The sequence below is a fragment of the Paenibacillus rigui genome, from assembly GCF_002234615.1.
Taxonomy (GTDB): Bacteria; Bacillota; Bacilli; order Paenibacillales; family NBRC-103111; genus Paenibacillus_S; species Paenibacillus_S rigui.
In genome coordinates, this window is the sequence record NZ_NMQW01000008.1 from 348,446 (window position 1) to 367,027 (window position 18,582).

14 protein-coding genes and 1 pseudogene are annotated in these 18,582 nt (G+C 54.2%); 14 read left to right on the forward strand and 1 reads right to left on the reverse strand.

The window, feature by feature from the left end:
• The first annotated feature begins 150 nt into the window (after positions 1-150).
• The 10 genes from CF651_RS06815 (at position 151) to CF651_RS06860 (ending at position 10,851) form a co-directional block, all read left to right on the forward strand.
• Entirely contained in the window at positions 151-1,536 is a 1,386-nt protein-coding gene (locus CF651_RS06815) for an amidohydrolase family protein (RefSeq protein ID WP_245855747.1), read from the forward strand.
• A 63-nt stretch (positions 1,537-1,599) separates the two neighbouring features.
• Entirely contained in the window at positions 1,600-2,604 is a 1,005-nt protein-coding gene (locus CF651_RS06820) for an aromatic ring-hydroxylating dioxygenase subunit alpha (protein WP_245855749.1), read from the forward strand.
• Between the two features lie 232 nt (positions 2,605-2,836).
• A complete protein-coding gene (gene uraD, locus CF651_RS06825; protein ID WP_094014083.1) occupies positions 2,837-3,337 on the forward strand; it encodes a 2-oxo-4-hydroxy-4-carboxy-5-ureidoimidazoline decarboxylase in 501 nt (166 codons plus the stop codon).
• A 32-nt stretch (positions 3,338-3,369) separates the two neighbouring features.
• On the forward strand, positions 3,370-3,753 hold the full coding sequence (gene uraH, locus CF651_RS06830; protein ID WP_094014084.1) for a hydroxyisourate hydrolase: 384 nt from the start codon (positions 3,370-3,372) through the stop codon (positions 3,751-3,753).
• Positions 3,754-3,838: 85 nt separating this feature from the next.
• Positions 3,839-5,278, forward strand: coding sequence for an allantoinase (locus tag CF651_RS06835; RefSeq protein WP_094014085.1), 1,440 nt, complete (start codon positions 3,839-3,841; stop codon positions 5,276-5,278).
• A gap of 27 nt (positions 5,279-5,305) precedes the next feature.
• Positions 5,306-6,619: an allantoate deiminase gene (gene allC / locus CF651_RS06840; RefSeq protein ID WP_094014086.1), complete on the forward strand. Its 1,314-nt coding sequence runs from the start codon at positions 5,306-5,308 to the stop codon at positions 6,617-6,619.
• Complete coding sequence (locus tag CF651_RS06845) at positions 6,616-7,848, forward strand: pyridoxal-phosphate-dependent aminotransferase family protein (RefSeq protein WP_094014087.1); 1,233 nt, start codon at positions 6,616-6,618, stop codon at positions 7,846-7,848. The genes allC and CF651_RS06845 overlap by 4 nt, the downstream gene beginning before the upstream one ends.
• Positions 7,849-7,909: 61 nt before the next feature.
• Complete coding sequence (ggt, locus tag CF651_RS06850; protein ID WP_094014088.1) at positions 7,910-9,505, forward strand: gamma-glutamyltransferase; 1,596 nt, start codon at positions 7,910-7,912, stop codon at positions 9,503-9,505.
• Between the two features lie 43 nt (positions 9,506-9,548).
• Positions 9,549-10,100 carry a chromate transporter gene (locus tag CF651_RS06855; RefSeq protein ID WP_094014089.1) on the forward strand — a complete coding sequence of 184 codons (552 nt, stop codon included), beginning with the start codon at positions 9,549-9,551 and terminating at the stop codon, positions 10,098-10,100.
• 130 nt (positions 10,101-10,230) lie between these two features.
• A complete protein-coding gene (locus CF651_RS06860; protein WP_094014090.1) occupies positions 10,231-10,851 on the forward strand; it encodes a DNA-3-methyladenine glycosylase I in 621 nt (206 codons plus the stop codon).
• A 49-nt stretch (positions 10,852-10,900) separates the two neighbouring features.
• Here CF651_RS06860 and CF651_RS06865 read toward each other — a convergent pair whose 3' ends face one another.
• Positions 10,901-12,013, reverse strand: coding sequence for a YheC/YheD family endospore coat-associated protein (locus tag CF651_RS06865; protein WP_094014091.1), 1,113 nt, complete (start codon positions 12,011-12,013; stop codon positions 10,901-10,903).
• A gap of 269 nt (positions 12,014-12,282) precedes the next feature.
• On the opposite strand from CF651_RS06865, the gene CF651_RS06870 reads away from it, so the two are divergent.
• From CF651_RS06870 to CF651_RS06885, 4 genes and pseudogenes are all read left to right on the forward strand, one after another.
• The gene (locus CF651_RS06870; protein ID WP_094014092.1) at positions 12,283-13,449 is read left to right on the forward strand and encodes a glycosyltransferase family 4 protein; all 1,167 of its coding nucleotides are present in this window, start codon (positions 12,283-12,285) and stop codon (positions 13,447-13,449) included.
• Between the two features lie 186 nt (positions 13,450-13,635).
• Entirely contained in the window at positions 13,636-14,295 is a 660-nt protein-coding gene (locus CF651_RS06875; protein ID WP_094014093.1) for a chromate transporter, read from the forward strand.
• Positions 14,296-14,316: 21 nt separating this feature from the next.
• Positions 14,317-14,853, forward strand: coding sequence for a chromate transporter (locus CF651_RS06880; RefSeq protein WP_094014094.1), 537 nt, complete (start codon positions 14,317-14,319; stop codon positions 14,851-14,853).
• Positions 14,854-15,120: 267 nt separating this feature from the next.
• Positions 15,121-18,582: pseudogene (locus CF651_RS06885) on the forward strand (hypothetical protein); the annotation flags it as partial.

The window sequence follows — 18,582 nt, forward strand, 5'->3', positions numbered from 1 at the left end:
AAATATGGCATAAGTGATTAACATTTGCGTTGACGGAGCACGATTTTCAATCCACAATCGTGTCATACAACATAACATTCTGAGGTTGGGTTAATCTGAATCATGAATTTCGAGTGAGTAAACATAACATTTAAATATGAGGTGATTGGCGTGTCCTCGAAGCTTATCTATAACGGAACGGTTTTGACGATGGATGGGGAATGTAAAGTGTGGAAGCCGGGTTATGTATACATCGAGCATGATGTCATTAAGGAAGTTGGCGCATGGCCGCAGGACGGCTCCAAGGATGATTTGCTTGCAGATGCCGGCTGGGTTCATAACGCGGAGGGAAAGGCTGTCATCCCCGGTCTGGTCAATACGCACACGCACTTGTTCCAAACGTTTATGCGCGGGGTATCGGACGATATGCCGCTTGCCCAGTGGCTCCGCCAAATCATATGGCCCTCATGCCTTGCCATGGAAGAGGAGGATTTCTACTTGGCCGCTCTCATCGGCTGTGTCGAGAATTTGAAATCGGGAGCCACTTACATCATGGATCATCACTATGTGCATACGCATCCGGAAAATGATAACGGTGTGCTTCGAGCCATGGCGGAATCGGGCATTCGGGGCTGTATGGCCCGGGGCGGCGTAGATTTGAGCTATGAACCGAGGCTAAGGGAGGCGGAGCCGGATATTTTCACCAACACCGATAAGCTGCTGGACGCATGGCAGGGCGCCGCCTCAGGGCGTATCGAAATAGCGATGGGGCCGCTGAATTTATACGGATGCTCCAGGGGGTTTCTGGAGAACGCGGCCAAGTACAGCGAGCGGCGGCAGTTGATCTCCCATGTGCACGTTGCCGAGACAAGCGAGCAGATTGAAAATACAATGAGCCGCTTCGGTCTTCGGAATTTGGAGCTGCTGGATGCGGTGGGACTGCTGGGGCCCAGAACCCAGGTGGTGCATGGCGTTTGGCTGGATGATGGGGAGCTGGAGGCTATTGCCAAAGCGAGAGCTTCGGTCGTGCATTGCCCGGTATCCAATATGTACTTGGCTTCAGGCGTAGCGCGGGTGCCGGAGATGCTGAAGCGGGGTATCAACGTGGCGCTAGGCACCGACGGGCCGGGGAGCAACAACTGCCAGGACAACCTCGAGGTACTGAAATTTACGGCCTGTTTGCATAAGGTCAATGGGCTGGACTCGACTTTGCTCCCTCCGATGGAGGTGCTGCAAATGGCGACGGTGAACGGAGCCAAGGCGATGGGCAGGGAGCACGACTTGGGGAGCCTGGAGCCGGGGAAAAAGGCGGACGTGGTCATCGTCGATATGATGAAGGCTCACATTAGTCCTGTCCATCGTGCGAGCTCCGCACTTGTCTATAATGCCAATGGGAATGATGTAGATACCGTACTCGTTAATGGTCAGGTGGTGGTGGAGAATGGGGCTTGTACTTTCGTAGATGAACAGGAGCTCATTCGCAGGGCGCAAGCAAGAGTGGATCGTCTGCGGCAGAAGCTTTCACCGGAATATCCTGTATTTCGTATCGTCGAATAACCTGGCAGCATGACGGATGGGAGTATACGAATCATAAAACTTAAATCGATGGAGGCGTTGATTATGACGATGAAACCAGTTGAAAGATTGAATGATCCGGTGTTGGAACGCGAGTGGCATCCCGTTTTTGCGGCGGAACAGCTGGGCGATAAGCCGCAGGGCGTCATTGTGCTGGGGGAACGAGTGGCAATCTACCGGACGCCCAAAGGAGTGCATGCGGTTCGTGACTTGTGCATTCACCGGGGGGCGATGCTGTCGAAAGGCTGGGTGGAGAAGGATGTGCTGGTCTGTCCGTACCATGGCTGGAAGTATAATACCGAAGGGCAATGCGTCTGTATTCCGGCGCAGCGTAAGGATGAACGGATTCCGGTAAGGGCTGCGGCGACGGTTTACCCGTGTGTGGAGAAATACGGCTTGATCTGGGTATGCATCGGAGAACCGGCGAAGCCGCTGCCGGATTTCGAGGAGTTTGACAACCCGGCTTACCGGCCGCTCGCTTGCGGGCCTTATCACGTCAATGCCGCTGCGACCCGGATTATTGAGAACTTCACGGATTTTGCCCATTTGATGTTTGTGCATGGCGGGCTGCTCGGCCACCCGGATTTTGCGGAGCTGCCGGATTTCAAAATTTTCAAGGAGCCGGACCGAATCTATACGGAGGATATTCCTATTTTTCAACCTGTAGCCCATTCAGGCTCCGAGGCCCGGGAAGGTACAACCTACGTGTATGTAAAAGAAGTGTTCCGGCCGCTGGCCGCCCGCTTGTCGAAGCGGGATGCAGACACGGGGCAGACGCTGTGGATTTTGCTGACAATTAATCCGGTAAGCGACATGGAGAGTGCGGTATACATGGTCGTATCGAGAAATTATGCTTTCGATGTGCCGGACCAGCAGTTTATCGATTTTCAAAATACGGTGTTCGAGCAGGATGCCTGGATCATTGAAACGCAGAAGCCGGAGCTGCTTCCACTGGATTTGCAGGCTGAGCTGAATCATAAAGCGGATGTTCTCTCGGTCGCTTACCGCCGTTGGCTTACTGAGCTGGGGGTCAAGGTGGGGACGGTGTAAAGAAAATATGGAAACGAGCAGGGCTCGGTTGAAGCGCATATGGAATGTGGAAATGCTTTTATAAAAAAAGAGTCACGGGAACCTAAGAATGTGTGCTTCATTCGTCTTAGTGCACAAAAACCGTCCGAATGTCCGCTGATCCTGTTGACAGTGGCCCCCCTCGACCTCATAATCGTGTAATAAAACATAACATATACGCGGTTTGAAATTGAATCTGGAGGCGATATCTGTCATGGAAATCACATTAGGACATGTGAACAGGATGACCTCGGAGGCATTCATCGAATCACTTGGCTGGATTTTCGAGCATTCGCCGTGGGTTGCCAAGAGGGCTTGGACGGCCAGGCCTTTCTCGACGCTGGAGCAGCTGCACCGTGCCATGGTGAGAGTGGTAGAGGAGGCGGCGCTTTCGGAACAGCTGGAGCTGCTCCGGGCACATCCGGATTTGGCGGGAAGACTTCAGATGACCGACGCCTCGGTCAAAGAACAGCAGGGGGTCGGGCTGGACCGGCTTACCGCAGCGGAGTATGAACAATTCACAGCCTGGAACCGGGCGTATACGGAGCGGTTCGGGTTTCCTTTTATTATGGCGGTTCGCGGACAAACCAAGGATACAATAGCAGCGGCCATGCGTCAGCGGGTTGGCAATGAGCCGGAGAGGGAGCTGGAGACGGCGCTGCATGAGGTTTCCAAAATTGCCCGGTTTCGATTGAACGATCTCATACATCAATAAAAGTAATGGAAGAAGAAAGAAGGAGGATGCCGATGGCGGGACGGTTAACGACACATGTGCTGGAGCTATCCTGCGGAAAGCCGGCCGAAGGCATGCGGCTGGAATTGTACCGGTTCAATGAGCTTGGCGAACGGCTTCACCTGCTAGGCGGCTCAACGAATGCGGACGGTCGGGTGGATAGCCCTTTGTTGGAAGGAGAACTGCTGCGTACCGGTGTTTATGAGCTCGTGTTTCATGTAGCGGAATATTACCGTGCGCAGCAGCAGCGGGGCGGTAAGGGCGGCGAGCCGGAGGGAGCTTCCATTCCGTTTCTGGATGAAGTTCCGATCCGCTTCGGTGTTGGAGATGCGGACAGTCATTACCATGTTCCGCTGCTTGTTGCTCCAGGGGGCTACAGCACGTACCGGGGGAGCTAGACCCGGCAACGGGCTGCAGCAGGGAACGGATGCATCGTTTGTACAGAGGCTTTTCGGGATTGGAAAGAGCGAGGAGGGAAGTTCCATGTCTAGGGCGACTTTGGATACGGTAATTATGAACGGAATGGTGGTACTCCGCGGTGAGGTTCGTCAGCTGGACATCGGAATCCGCGACGGAGTGATCGTTGAACTGGCTGACAAGCTCGAAGCAGGCCATGCCCGGATTATCGATGCGGGAGGGCAATATGTGCTGCCGGGGGCGGTGGATGTGCATGTACATTTCAATGAACCCGGTATGGGACATTGGGAAGGCTTTGCAACCGGTTCGGCGGCTTTGGCTGCAGGGGGTGTGACTACTTATGTGGATATGCCTTTGAACGGCGCTCCCCCTACGGTCCATACGGCCGCCCTCGAGCAAAAGCTCAATGCTGCGAAAGGACAATCGTATGTGGACTATGCGTTGTGGGGAGGCTTGGTTCCCGGCAACAAGGACCAGTTGGAGGCTTTGGCGGAAGCCGGTGTCGTCGGCTTCAAGGCGTTTCTCTCTTCCCCTGGGGGAGAGGGAGAGGATATATTCCGTGAGGTGGATGACCTCACTTTATTTGAAGGCATGAAACGGATTGCCGCGCTGGGCGGCGTATTGGCGCTACATGCGGAGAGCGATTCGCTCACGGCCCGGCTGGCGCAGCGCGCGCAGAGCGCAGGCTTGACGTCTGCGCTGGATTTCGCGGCGAGCCGCCCGGTGCTCGCGGAGCTGGAAGCGGTCAATCGGGCATTGTTCTATGCCCGGCATACCGGATGTGCTCTGCATTTCGTGCACATCAGCAGCGAGGCGTCGATCGAGCTGATCGACCGCGCGAAAGCTGCGGGGATGGATGTAACGGTCGAGACGTGCCCCCACTACCTGGCTCTTACCGAGAATGACATGCAGACGCTGGGCCCTGTCGCCAAATGCGCGCCGCCGCTGCGTAACGAATCGGAACAGCAGCGATTGTGGTCGGCTGTTCAGGGGGGGCGCGTCGATGTGATTGCGTCCGACCACTCCCCTTGCCCTGCGGGCATGAAGGAACCGGAGAGCGGCAGCTTCTTCGATGCCTGGGGCGGTATCTCCGGTGCGCAGAGCACGCTGGAGGTCATGCTGCACGAAGCGCATGTCCTGAAGGGCATGCCGCTTACGGAGCTGATGGAAATGCTCTCCTACCGGCCTGCCCAACGTTTCGGCTTGGAGCATCGCAAAGGCGAGATCCGAATCGGCGCCGATGCGGATCTGGTTGTAGTGGATCCGAAGGCTAACTATACGCTCCAGACGGAGCAGCTGTATTCCCGCCATAAGCATAGCCCTTATGTGGGCAGGACCTTTTCCTGGCGGGTGGCGATAACCTTATGCCGGGGACAAGAGGTGTATCATGTCGGCAATGGGCTTGTCGGTGCGTTGGGGCATGGACAATGGGTGAAGCCGAGGAAATACGAGGCAGGCAGTGCGGCACAAAGGGCTGTAGCGGCTGAATCGGCAGCAAGGCAATGACCAGCCCGGGAAGAGCGAGGGGGGACGATGATGAAGGAATGGTTGTCCATGATCCATGAAGAGGCAAAAGAACAGTGCGCAAGGCTCGGCCAGCAAACGGAACAATTGCTGCTGTGGCTGTCGCGGTATGGTGCGGACCCGAGCGGCGGAGTGACCAGGCTGCTCTATTCCGAGAGCTGGCTTGAAGCCCAGCAGGCTTTGGCGGAACGGATGAAACAAACCGGCTTGACCGTATCGTTCGATCGGTCCGGCAATGTTTACGGACGCTTGGAAGGCTTGAATCCGAAGGCTCCCGCCATTGTTACAGGCTCTCATATCGATACGGTTACGCAGGGCGGACGCTATGACGGAGCTTACGGCATTGCCGCCGCACTGCTTTCTTTGGAATATATCCTTGAGCATCATGGCAGGCCCGAGCGGTCGATCGAGATCGTTTCCATGTGCGAGGAGGAAGGAAGCCGTTTTCCTAAAGCGTACTGGGGCTCGGGCAGCATTACCGGCGCTTTGGGCCTGCAGGATGTGGCAGGGCTTCGGGATGCCGACGGGATCCGCTTCGAGGATGCGATGCAGGCGGCAGGCTTCGGCCGACCCGAGCAGAAGGACCCTGTCCGTTCCGATATTGCGGCATTCATCGAGCTTCACGTAGAGCAGGGGATTGTATTGGAAAAAGAAGGCTTGTCCGTCGGGATCGTGGATGCGATCGCAGGCCAACGGCGGTTCACCTTCGAGGTGAACGGAGAGGCCAACCATGCGGGAACGACGCCGATGCTTCTGAGGCGGGATGCTTTGGCCGGCGCCGTGGATATGATGCAATGGCTGCGGGCATCCGCATTGAAATACGGTGCCCCGTTGGTAGCTACGGTAGGCCGCTTGGAGCTCGTGCCGAATACGTCCAATGTCATTCCGGGCCAGGTTACCTTTACGGTTGATGTTCGGCATGACCAGGCTGACGTGCTGGATCGTTTCTGCACAGCGATGCTGGAGCAGTTCGAGCGCATAGCGGCTGCACAGGAGCTAGGCCTGCAGCATTCGCTTTGGATGGATGCGGCCCCGGCGCCGATGACTTCGTCCTTGTCTTCTCTAACCGAATCGATATGCCAACAGTACGGTATTCCTTACCGGCATATGGTGAGCGGTGCGGGACATGATGCACAGATGTTTCAACGGGTGTGCCCGACGGCGATGATCTTCGTTCCGAGCCATCGGGGCATCAGTCATTCACCGCTCGAATATACCTCATTAGAAGATTTGGGCACAGGTGTTTTTGTGTTATCCCGACTGCTGTATGATTTGGGTTACTCCGCCGGCAGCACGGATGCGATGAAAGGAATGATACGATGAAAACCTACGGCGATTTAAATCCTTCTCCGCGGACCATCCTGACTCCCGGACCTGTGGAGGTCGATCCCAGGGTGCTTCGGGCGATGTCTTTTCCTATATTAGGCCAGTTTGACCCGGAGTTTACCACGTTAATGAATGAAACGATGGAGATGCTGCGGCATCTTTTTCAAACGCATAACCAGTGGGCTTATCCTGTGGACGGTACTTCCCGAAGCGGGATCGAAGCGGTATTAACCAGTGTTATCGAGCCTGGGGATAAGGTGCTTATTCCTATCTATGGGCGGTTCGGCTATCTGCTGTGGGAAATTGCCGAGCGCTGCGGGGCGGAAGTCGTTACGATCGAAAAAGAATGGGGTCGGGTATTCGACTCCAGTGAAGTGATAGAAGCTATAGACCGGGAGAAGCCGGATATTGTCGCAATCGTTCATGGAGAAACCTCGACGGGACGCATCCAACCGTTAGCTGACATTGGCGCAGCGTGCCGGGAACGCGACATTCTGATTATTGTTGACGCCGTTGCTACGATCGGCGGGGTCGATGTCAAGACGGACGAGTGGATGCTGGATGCGGTCATCGGCGGCACGCAAAAATGCTTGTCCGTTCCGAGCGGGATGTCGCCCATTACGTACAACGATCGCGTGGAGAAAAAGGTGCTCCGCCGCAAAAAAATCGAGCGGGGACTCCGGGATCAAACACCCGCTCCAGCGTCAATGGGACGAACGGTCCAAAGCAACTATTTGGATTTGAGCCAATTGCAGGATTATTGGAGCCCGGCCCGTCTCAATCATCATACGGAAGCGACGTCCATGCTTTATGCGCTCCGCGAGGGCTTGCGGATTGCGCTCCAGGAAGGGCTTGAGCCTCGCTTCCAACGGCATCTGCTTCATGAACGGGCTTTGGTCAGCGGACTGGAGGCTATGGGGCTAACCTTTTACGGGGATGCGTCCTGCAAGCTGCCGGTGGTAACCTGCATTGAAATACCGGAGGGCTTGGACGGGGAGTCGGTCCGTTCCATGCTATTGGATGCATTCGGCATCGAGATCGCCAGCTCCTTCGGACCGTTGAAAGGCCGTATTTGGCGGATTGGTACGATGGGTTACAGCTGCAGCCGAAAAAATGTGCTCCACCTGCTGGGTGCGCTGGAGGCTGTTCTGCTCCGGCATCAGGTCGACGTTCGTGCCGGCCGGGCACTTCAAGCCGCTTTGGATATTTACGCCGATAAGAAGTAGAGGCGCCGTTTTTATAATTCTAAAAAAAATGAATGTGTTCAACACGAAGGAGGAACTCACCATGAATCCAATCATGCCGACAGCTTTTCATGCGATGATTGCGGCACCTCACTACCTGGCCAGCATGGTGGGAGGGAAGATTTTACAGCAGGGCGGCAATGCCTTTGATGCGGCAGTGGCCATTAGTGCTGCTCTTGCAGTAGTATACCCGCATATGACGGGGCTTGGCGGCGATGCCTTCATGCTCATGTATCATGCGGGCGAGAAACGCATAGTAGGTCTTAATGGAACGGGAAGATCCGGTCGTCGGGCGACACCGGATTTTTATGTAAATAGAGGATTCACCGCGATACCTCAGCGGGGCGTGGAATCGGCGATTACGGTGCCGGGTATGGTAGATGCTTGGTGGGAGCTGTCAGCTCGTTACGGAAAGCTTCCCTGGGAGGCGCTGCTCGCACCGGCCATTACTTACGCAGAGGAAGGGTTCCCGGTATCGCGGAATTTATATTATTGGATGTGCCGCAATGAAGAGCTGATCCGGGCGCAGGATTCATTGTCGCGCGTATATATGTCCCAGGGCAAGCTGCTGCTGCCGGGCGACCGGCTCGTTCAGCCGGAGCTTGCCGTCACGCTTCGGGCCGTGCAGGAGCAGGGGCGGGATGTGTTTTATAAAGGCGAGGTCATGCAGCTGATCGTCGATGCCATTCGGAAGGACGGCGGATGTCTGGAGGAAGAAGATTTCATCCGCCATCACAGCGATTGGGTTGAGCCTGTATCGACAACCTACCGGGGGCAGGAAATAGTTCAGATGCCTCCGAACTCTCAAGGCTTTTCGGCATTGATGATGATGAATATGCTCGAATCCGTTGATTTGGGGGCGGTACGCAGGGATTCCGCCGAATTTTATCATCTGATGACGGAAGTGGTGAAGAAGGCGTTCCGGGATCGGGACCGTTTTCTGACGGATCCGGACTTCGTCAGCATACCGCTGGATCACTTGCTGTCCAAGGAGTATGCCCGCAAGCTGTATCGGGAGCTAAGGCTGGACCCGCCGCAAGGGGATCCGTTCCTGTCACGGGCGATCGGGCAGGATACGGCATATGCCGCAGTCGTTGATGAGGAAGGGAATGCGGTTTCGTTTATTCAAAGCCTGTATTTCGACTTTGGTTCGGCTTATGTGGCCGGAGCCAGCGGTGTTTTGATGCAAAACAGAGGCTCGTTCTTCTCGTTGGATGCAAAGGAAGTTAACGTGCTGGAACCGGGCAAGAGATGCTTCCATACCCTCATGCCTGCGATGATCTGCCGAAACGGCAAGCCTGTGCTGCTGTTCGGGACGCAGGGAGGCGAAGGGCAGCCTCAGACTCAATTGTCTGTCATGACAGGCGTGCTGGATTATGGCTGCACCATTCAAGAGGCGCTTGCTTTGCCGCGATGGGTGTACGGGAGGACCTGGGGAGAGGACGGTGACGCACTCCGTATCGAGAACAGAGGCTTCGAGCCGATTGCAGCCCAGCTCAGGCAGTGGGGACATAAGGTGGAGCTGGTGAATCCTTGGGACGGGATGATGGGGCAGGCGCAGGGGATATCCATTGGAGCCGACGGACTGCTCTCCGGAGCGGCGGATCCCCGCGGGGACGGCATTGCCTTCGGTTGGTAGAGCTTGCTTATAAGACGAACTCATAGTCAAAGGAATGAGATAGATGCTAATGACTTTATGGAAGCTGTTTGCAGCGTTCGGCACGGCGACGATGCTGGGCTACGGCGGCGGTCCTTCCATTATTCCGCTGTATGAGGATCAGGTGGTCACGCGGAACCAGTGGATGGATACGGCGGAGTTCGGACGGACTTTGGCTTTTGGAAATGCGCTGCCTGGACCGATCGCTACCAAATTGGCGGCCTTTATCGGCTTTAAGGTGGCGGGCTGGGCCGGCATGCTTGTTGCGTTGACTGCGGTCGTGATGCCTACGGCCTTGATCATGGTAGCGCTGGCCGGAGTGATGCTGAAGCTGGATAACAACCCTTATATCAAAGGGATGATCCGCGGTGTTCAACCCATCATCTTCGTGATGATGGCGATGCTGGCTTACGATTTTGCGAAATACATGTTCCAGGGTTCACCGCATTCGTTTGTCAGCTTTCTGCCCTTCTTGCTCGGTGCGGCCTTCTTCGTGATGGTGCAGTATCTGAATTTAAACCCCGTATGGGGAATCCTGCTTGCGCTCGGTGTAGGAGCTTTTTTCATGAGAGGGTAACAGAGTGTTTGACCGAAACTTCGTCCTTTGGGGGACGAGGTTTTTTGGTGTTCCATTTAAATATGACATAACCTGTCTTACTCATGTGATACAATGGAATTATTCAAAATCGCAATCGGAGGCTGAGCTAATGGAGCAAGAACGCTGTGGGTGGGTCAATTCCGACCCGTTATACATACGATATCACGATGAGGAATGGGGGGTCCCTGTTCATGACGATCGTAAGCTGTTCGAAATGCTTGTGCTCGAAGGTGCACAGGCAGGCTTGAGCTGGTATACCGTATTAAAGAAGCGGGAGCATTACCGCAAAGTGTTCGATGGCTTTGACCCGGAGCTGGTTGCGGCATATGACGAGCAGAAGCTTGCAGCATTGCTGACCGATGAGGGGATTATCCGCAATCGGCTGAAGGTGCAGGCTGCGGTCACGAATGCGCAGGCTTTTTTGAAGGTTAAGCATGAGTTCGGAAGCTTTGACCGGTATATTTGGTCCTTTGTAGGGGGGAGTCCCGTTCATCAGCATAGAACCCGGTTAAGTGAGGTGCCGGCCAGCACACCGGAGTCGGATGCGATGAGCAAGGATTTGAAGAAGCGGGGCTTCAAGTTTGTCGGAACGACAATATGTTATGCGTTTATGCAGGCTACAGGTATGGTGAACGACCATGTGAAGGCTTGTTTCAGGTATTCGACAACGGCGGAAGGGCAAGGGAACCCGGTGCCGGGTTTTGAAACTGAAACTTTAGTTACGGACTAACTATGGTGTTGTCGTTGGCATGCCGTCCGGTAGGACCAAAGCGGCCCGATTAAGGGTCGCTTTGGATGACCGGGTTTTTGTCCAACAAATATTTGGCATAAGCCATTGGAGTGAAATAGGTAGATTTCCATTCTTTGTCCATGCCCGCTTCGCGAAAGCTATACCGCTGGTCCTTGCTGTTGCATTCGATAAACATCGGAAAGCCGTATGTCGTTATCCCGATATCGAGGCCGAGGTCAGCCATATGAGGGAGGCTTTGTGCCAGGTAACGGGCCACACGGATGGAGAAATCCTCAATGTCACGAACGACCTCGCTTGTCTTCAGGTGGGCATACTCCTGTTTCAATATGTCTTCCAGCCTGTAGACGGAGCCCCCTTGGGCCACGTTGGTCAAAAAGGTTTTGTTGGAGGCGACCTTCGCAACAATACCTGTTACCTGCCAGCTGCCATTTCCGCCGCGTTGTACCGAAACCCGGAGATCGAAGGGGCGGCCGCGAAATGTGGCAAGCGGGAGGCGCTGCTGTACGATGTATTTCATTTTCCTCAATCTGCTCCTTAAGAGCAGCGGTAATAGGGTTCCCTTGAAGCAGATGGTTCTCCATTTTTTGTTATGAATGCTCAGGCTTAAGGGATAGGTGAGCTTCCAGCCGGTGGATATCCGTTCCATCTTCATAATACCCCGTCCGATACTGCTTTTATTGGGCTTAATGATAAGCTCGTCATAAAGCCTCATCATGATCGCTATGTTGCTTGCCGTAGCCTCGTACGTTCCCGGTAAATGCGGGCGAAGATTAGGCTCCTCATTCAAAAGCTCTTGAATCTGCAGCTTGCCATAACGATTCCAACGGTTAAATATTTGTTTCCCCGCCTGCGCCCATGATTTGAGCTCCTTGTTTTGCTTTATGCTGGAGTAGATGGCCCGGTTGTGAATGACATTCGGAGCGGGGACGTTTTTTTTGACGAACGAACCGGATTCCATGACATAAGCGCTAACCTGCTGCCGCCCGAGCCGGTAATCTTCGATCCGGAAAAAGCAAGGTGTAAAGCCGTATTTTTTTCCTGCCTCTACATAGAAATCCACAGCTTCATACTTGGTTTTCCCTAAGGGGATTCTGCGGTGAAGCTTGTTGTTGACGAGGATGCCCACGTAGGGAGATTGCATGGGGTTCACTCCTTTGGCTGACAATTTGGCATATACCATGGTTGATTCTACAGCATATGTGTTGCTTGCCCTTCGCGTTATGGACAGGTGCGGTGGGCATTGATTGAACTATGGGATGCCTGTCTCGCTTCATTGCACGGCAGCCCTTCTTTATCGGGAGGCCAAATCTTTTCAACCTGGGTTTAACCACGAACCTGTGCCCTGAATATGATGCAATATTATTGGATTTCAGACGGTTCTCGTTTAGTCCGTACGTTAGGAGGCACAGTATGAGCCGACCCGTGGTTGTCATTATCTCACCGGGCTCGTTTGCTATCCCGTCGGCAACCAGCAGCTCGGTTGAGCTTGTTGTGGAGCAGGTTGCCAAACGGTTAACACGGGAAGTGCAGCCTGTTGTCATCGGAAAAACGGTGAAGGGCAGTGCGGCTTCGGAGGTGATCGACGGCGTATCCTATGTCCGTGTCCCGGCCTCTTCCCCCCAGGCTTACATCCGCAAAGCAGCCCGCAAGCTTAATGAACTGCGTCCCGCGTTGATTCAAGTGGAGAATCGGCCGCGTTTTGCACGCCATCTGCGGAGGGTTCATCCGAATGCCGCGATCTGGCTTGTGCTTCATTCCTTGACGTTTGTTTCCCGGCCGCATATCGGAGACGCTGAGCTTCGCCGTTGTCTGGCTGCCGCCGATCGAATCGTGGTGAACAGTAATTTCTTGAAGGAGCAGCTGATCCGTAAAGCGCCGGCCGTCCGGGGGAAGATTGCTGTGAACCATCTTGGGGTGGATATGGAGGCGTTCATCTCCCGCTGGTCAGAGGAAGGGCGGGCACTGAGGGAGAGGAAGCTTTCAGAGCTCGGGTATTCGGGGAAAAAGGTTATTTTGTACGTGGGCCGTCTCATTGAGATCAAAGGGGTTCATCACCTGCTTCAAGCTATGCCTCAAATTGCTGCACAGGTCCAGGATGTAGTGTTGTTGGTGGTTGGCAGCGCTTATTACGGCTCGGGGCGGGTGACCCCCTATGTGCAAAAGCTGTACCGGATCGCCAGACAGATGCCGAGGCACATCCGTTTTGTTTCTTATGTTCCGCACTCGGAGATTGCTGCGTGGTTTCGCTTAGCCGATGTGCTGGTAGTGCCTTCAAATAAGAAGGAAGCCTTCGGACTGGTGAATGTCGAAGCTATGGCATCGGGCGTTCCGGTAGTGGCTACGAGGGCCGGCGGGATGAAGGAAATTATCGATCATGGGGTAACCGGGTATTTGGTGGATGCGTCGGTACTGAATAAAGAACTGACGCCGTGGATCGTAACTTTGCTCCAGCAGGAGAGACTTGTGCGCCAATTGGGGGAGGAAAGCATCCGTAAGGTAAGAGAGCAGTTTACCTGGGAGCGTACGGCGGAACGGTGGCTGGCGTTATACAGGTCGGTTCCAAAAATGAAAAAATAAAAATGAAATAAAGGCCTCATTAATTCATAGTATCCCGCTGAATAAAGAAGACTTTTACGTTGGAAATAAGCTATAACGACATGTTTTGTTTGGGATAAGGATTTTTTATGCAATAGTTTATTCCAAAAAGATAAAAAGTCGGTTATAATGGACGTACAAGGTCACAATGGACAGGGGATGCTGTAGATGAATGGGGAACGCAACACGAGGAAAGCGTCCTTGCTGTGGAATTTGTTTCTATCCTTTAGCAAAATAAGCCCGGTTACGTTCGGCGGAGGCTATGCGATGATTCCGGTTATAGAGAAGGAGATCGTCGATACCCGCGAGTGGATGGATTCGGAGGAAATGAATGATGTGCTGTCGATCGCCTCGTCGGCACCGGGGGGCATTGGGATCAATGCCGCTACTTTGATAGGCTACCGTTTGGCCGGGCTTCAAGGGGCAATTGCAGCTGTACTGGGCATTTCTTTGCCTACCTTTGTTATTATGCTTCTATTAACAATAGGTTATTCGGCCGTGCATGAGATGAAAAAGGTTACGGCTGCCTTTGAAGGGATTCATGCAGCCGTCGTGGCTTTTATCGCTGTAGCCGGATGGCGCATGTTGAAATCTGCAGTGTACGATACAATGACCACTCTCATTGTGGTTGGAGCCTTGGCTGCGCTGTTATTCACCGGTCTTCATCCCGCAGTACTGCTGCTGCTTGGTACTGCAGCCGGTTTTGTATTTTATAAATGGAAAGAAAAGTGGGGCGTTGTTCTGGGAAGACAGACGTCCTCCGAGTCCGACTCCGCCGCTCCATCGTTGATTCAACAAGGTCAATATATTTGGGGTGACGGTATTTGAGACGGAAGGGGGCGTTGAACGGTGCTGTTTTCATTATTTTGGACTTTTTTTAAAATTGGACTGGTTTCCTTCGGCGGAGGCTTTGCCATTCTCTCCGTCATTGAGCATGAAGTGGTAGCGCAGGCCTGGATGACCCCTTCTGCTTTTGCCGATGCGGTTGCCCTCGCGGGTATGTCTCCCGGGCCGATTGCCACCAACAGCGCTGTTCTTATCGGATACAAGACCGCAGGGATTGCTGGCGCGCTTGCAGCTACGTTCGGGATGATCTTGCCGTCGTTTCTGATTATCGTGGCCTTGGCCTTGTTTTTTTATAAAGCGGGCCGCGATAAGTTCATGAAGGCCCTATTTTACGGCTTAAAGCCGATGGTTGCCGCTTTGGTGCTTTATGCAGCGTACCGCGTCGCAAAGAACGGTCAGCCTCTTCTGGGGCTGAACGCACACACGCTGATGCTGGCTATCATTTTTGTTTTTGCTGTTGTAGGCATAGTTAAATATAAGCTGCACCCCTTAGTGGTTTTATCGGTGTCAGCGTTAATGGGAACAGCCTTCTTCGTATGAGGAGGGCTGTTTTTCTTTGCCAGAATTAAAGGAGCTAGCACAAACGTTTAGGGTTCGGCCAAGGACGCCGCAAGGCGTTTTTTATTGAAATGTTCGGTCTGAAATTTGATGCTTCATGTGACGCGCAGTAGGTTTACGCCTATTTTTGGTGAACCCTATGACTTCCTTCTGGGTGAATGCATATGTTACAAATGACTACTTCTGGTAACCAAGGGGCACCCAACGTCTCTTGAAATAGCATGGAACCATTAAGGGAGGAAGTGCGAAATGAAGAAACACACCCGAAGCGAAAGCAAAGCAAGCCTTGTTCGAGGAAAACGAAGAGGGGCCTCTTTTATTAACGAATTAAAGTGGCTGGACAAAATTCAGGAGGAGGATAGAAGCAAGAGAGAGCGCACGGAGACGAACAATGACGTCATCATCAGCCATCTGGTATTGGAGGAAAAACCGGTACAGCCGGAAGCCGTACAGGTGCAAACGCCCCCTGTGGAAGTGGTTCGCAATGAAATTATAACCGTACAGCCGAAGGAGGAGCCTGCTGCTGCGAAGGTGGTTTCCCGCCCCGTTTCCGTGGAGTCTATGGTGCGCCAGCGCAAGCAGGCTCAGACCGCTGGTCCGATTGTGTATACGGATGACATCGCGGATGAATCGATTACCCGGGAGAAAATTGCACATAAAGCTATTGACGGGACGAAAATCAAGCACGGGGCCGTAGGTCAAGAGCAGCTGGACGACTACGCGGTTACGACGTCAAAGCTCGGGGACCGCAGCGTCACGCAGCAAAAGCTTGGATTCCGCTCCGTTACAGAGGAGCATATCGCCTCTTATGCCATATCGGGAGAGAAAATCCAGGAACGGGCCATCAGCGGGGAGAAGCTTCAGGACAATAGCATCACTTCCGAGAAGCTGGCCGATAAGACCATTGATGCGATGAAAATCGCGGAAAGATCTATTCATACAAAGCATCTGGCGGAAGAGGCGATTACCGGGGAATTGATCCTCAATCAGTCCATTACTTCTGAAAAAATAAGAAGTGGAACCATTCAGACCAACAACCTCGCAAATTATGTTGTGAATACCGCCAAGCTGGCCGATATGTCCGTGACGGCGGAGAAGATCAGGGATCAATCCATCACCGCGGCCAAAATCGCCGACGGCGAGATTACTTCACAAAAGCTGGATAACCATGCGGTTACCGAAGAAAAGCTGGCGCCTTGGAGCGTAGCCTCAGAGCATTTGCAGTCCAATGTGATTTTAAATGAGCATTTGTCAGGCGATATTGTTCGAAGCCGAAACATTGCGCCCAATCAAGTGACCAGCGAACATTTGGCAGGAGAGTCAGTGCTTGAAGCCCATTTGCAGGACGGCGCAGTGACCTCGGGTAAGCTGGCTAACCTGGCGGTTACAGGCGCACACCTTCAGGAATTATCGGTGGAGGGGCGCCATCTGCAATCCAAAAGCATTGAGACCTATCATTTGACAGACGGTTCGGTTACCGGAAGTAAGCTGGCCGAACAAAGCGTCGGCTCGCTTCAGCTTTGCGACGGAGCTGTCAACGTATCGAAGCTGAGTGATCTTTCCGTGACCTCCTCCAAGCTGACTAAAAAGGCTGTAACCTCCGATCATTTGGCGGGAGGTGCTGTGAGCAGCACGCATTTGGCCGATAGAGCGGTCCAATCGGCTCATATCGCTTCGCAAGCCATCGGGAAGGAGCATTTACAGGAGCAGTCGGTGATTACGTCGAAGCTGCAGGATCGTGCGGTGACCTCAGAGAAGCTGGCATTCGGCTCCATTCAGCATCAGCATCTTCAGGAAGGCTCGGTATTAACCGGACAATTATCGAATCAAAGTGTAACGACCTCGAAGCTGGCAAGTGAATCGGTATCCACCGATAAGCTGACCAATTTATCCGTTACAACAGCCAAGCTGGCCCATGCCAGCGTAACGAGTGAAAAGCTCGGCCGTGAAGCCGTGCTTGCCGAGCATTTGGCTGTTAGCTCCGTACAATCGCCTAATGTGGCTAAGGCGGCGATTAAAGCCTCCCACATCGCTACCGAAGCGGTAACCCGGGAAAAACTGGCGGATCGCTCGGTAACATCGGAGAAGCTTGCCGACCAATCGGTATTGAGTGAGCATTTGATTACAGGGGTTGTGAAAGCCGTTCATCTTTCGCCGAACTCGGTAAGCGGCGTCAATATTCAGGATCAAACTGTCACCGGCTCCAAGCTGGCCTTGGGAGCTGTTGAAAAGGAGCACCTCGCCGAAGGAGCTGTTGGAAGCAAGCAGCTGAGTCAAGGTACCGTCGGGACGGAGCATTTGCAGGAGCAGTCCATCACGGGCTCCAAGCTGGTATGGGGCTCCGTGGAAGGGATTCATCTGGTTGCCGGAGCGATTGGCAGCGCTCAGCTGCAGGAGCAGTCGGTGACGGCTGAGAAGCTGGCACCGGGTGCGGTCGAGTTGGGACATTTGTCGTCGGGAACGGTAGGTACGGATCAGCTGCAAGAGCATTCCGTCACAGCCGCGAAGCTGGCGCCGGGTGTTGTAGGCTTCGGTCACTTGTCTGCGGATGCGGTAGGTACGGAACAGCTGCAGGATGGGGTTGTGACGGGGAGCAAGCTGGCATGGGGCTCTGTAGAGGCAGGGCATCTCACGGAAGGAACGGTGGGCACGGAACAGCTGCAGGAGCAATCGGTAACAGGCTCCAAGCTGGCAGCCGGGATTGTTACATCGCTCCATCTTGTTGAAGGCGCCGTGGGTACCAAGCAATTGCAGGAGCAATCGGTCACCGGAGCAAAGCTCGCGCTCGGTGCCGTGAAATCCGCTCACTTAGGCGAAGGCTCCGTAAGTACGGAGCAGCTCTGCGAAGGCGCCGTGGGTACGGAACAGCTGCAGGATGAAGCTGTGACAGGAGTGAAGCTGGCACATTCAGCCGTAAGCGCTGTGCATATAGCTAATGCCTCCGTAGGCTCCGAGCAGCTCGCTGATAGCGCCGTCGGCACGGCACAGCTGCAGGATGAGGCTGTAACTGGCGCGAAGCTGGCGTGGGAGTCCATTGCTGCAAAGCATCTTGCTGCGCGGTCTGTCGGTTCGGTACAGCTGCAGGAGCATTCCGTGACCGGGGCAAAATTGGCTCGAGGCACGGTGGATGCCGCACATCTGGCGGATGGTGCCGTGGGCAGCAGGCATTTGGCAGAAGGTGCGGTCACCAGCCACCATGTAAGCTCTGATGGGATAGGGACCGTTCAACTGCAGGACGAATCGGTTACTTCTGCCAAGCTTGCGGAGGGAGCTGTGCAAAGCAGCCACGTTGCAGAAGCGTCGATCCGAACGGAACATGTTCAGGATCAAGCCGTGACAGGGGCTAAGATTGCTCCCGAAGTCATCGGGGCGGAGCATTTAGCCATCGGCTCGATTGAGAGCCGTCATTTGACATCTGAATCGATCGGCAGTGCCAAGCTGCAGGATGAGTCTGTGACCGGAGCCAAGATTGCACCGGATGCTATTGAAGCTGTGCATATCGCGGCGGGTACCATCGGCAGCAGGGAGCTGAGCGAAGGCTCGGTAGGAACGGAGCAGCTGCAGGACGGTGCCGTGACGGGTGTGAAGCTGGCGCCGGGCAGCGTGGAATCGTCGCATATCGCGGCAGGAGCGATCGGCAGCGCGGAGCTGAGCGAAGGCTCGGTAGGAGCGGAGCAGCTGCAGGACGGAGCGGTGACGGGAGCGAAGCTG

What these genes read in the sequence shown, in the direction of transcription:
- CF651_RS06820 (WP_245855749.1), top strand. Translation starts at nt 1,600, where the DNA reads ATGACGATGAAACCAGTTGAAAGATTGAATGATCCGGTGTTGGAACGC.
- uraD (WP_094014083.1), top strand. Translation starts at nt 2,837, where the DNA reads ATGGAAATCACATTAGGACATGTGAACAGGATGACCTCGGAGGCATTC.
- uraH (WP_094014084.1), top strand. Translation starts at nt 3,370, where the DNA reads ATGGCGGGACGGTTAACGACACATGTGCTGGAGCTATCCTGCGGAAAG.
- CF651_RS06835 (WP_094014085.1), top strand. Translation starts at nt 3,839, where the DNA reads ATGTCTAGGGCGACTTTGGATACGGTAATTATGAACGGAATGGTGGTA.
- allC (WP_094014086.1), top strand. Translation starts at nt 5,306, where the DNA reads ATGATGAAGGAATGGTTGTCCATGATCCATGAAGAGGCAAAAGAACAG.
- CF651_RS06845 (WP_094014087.1), top strand. Translation starts at nt 6,616, where the DNA reads ATGAAAACCTACGGCGATTTAAATCCTTCTCCGCGGACCATCCTGACT.
- ggt (WP_094014088.1), top strand. Translation starts at nt 7,910, where the DNA reads ATGAATCCAATCATGCCGACAGCTTTTCATGCGATGATTGCGGCACCT.
- CF651_RS06855 (WP_094014089.1), top strand. Translation starts at nt 9,549, where the DNA reads ATGCTAATGACTTTATGGAAGCTGTTTGCAGCGTTCGGCACGGCGACG.
- CF651_RS06860 (WP_094014090.1), top strand. Translation starts at nt 10,231, where the DNA reads ATGGAGCAAGAACGCTGTGGGTGGGTCAATTCCGACCCGTTATACATA.
- CF651_RS06865 (WP_094014091.1), bottom strand. Translation starts at nt 12,013, where the DNA reads ATGCAATCTCCCTACGTGGGCATCCTCGTCAACAACAAGCTTCACCGC.
- CF651_RS06870 (WP_094014092.1), top strand. Translation starts at nt 12,283, where the DNA reads ATGAGCCGACCCGTGGTTGTCATTATCTCACCGGGCTCGTTTGCTATC.
- CF651_RS06875 (WP_094014093.1), top strand. Translation starts at nt 13,636, where the DNA reads ATGAATGGGGAACGCAACACGAGGAAAGCGTCCTTGCTGTGGAATTTG.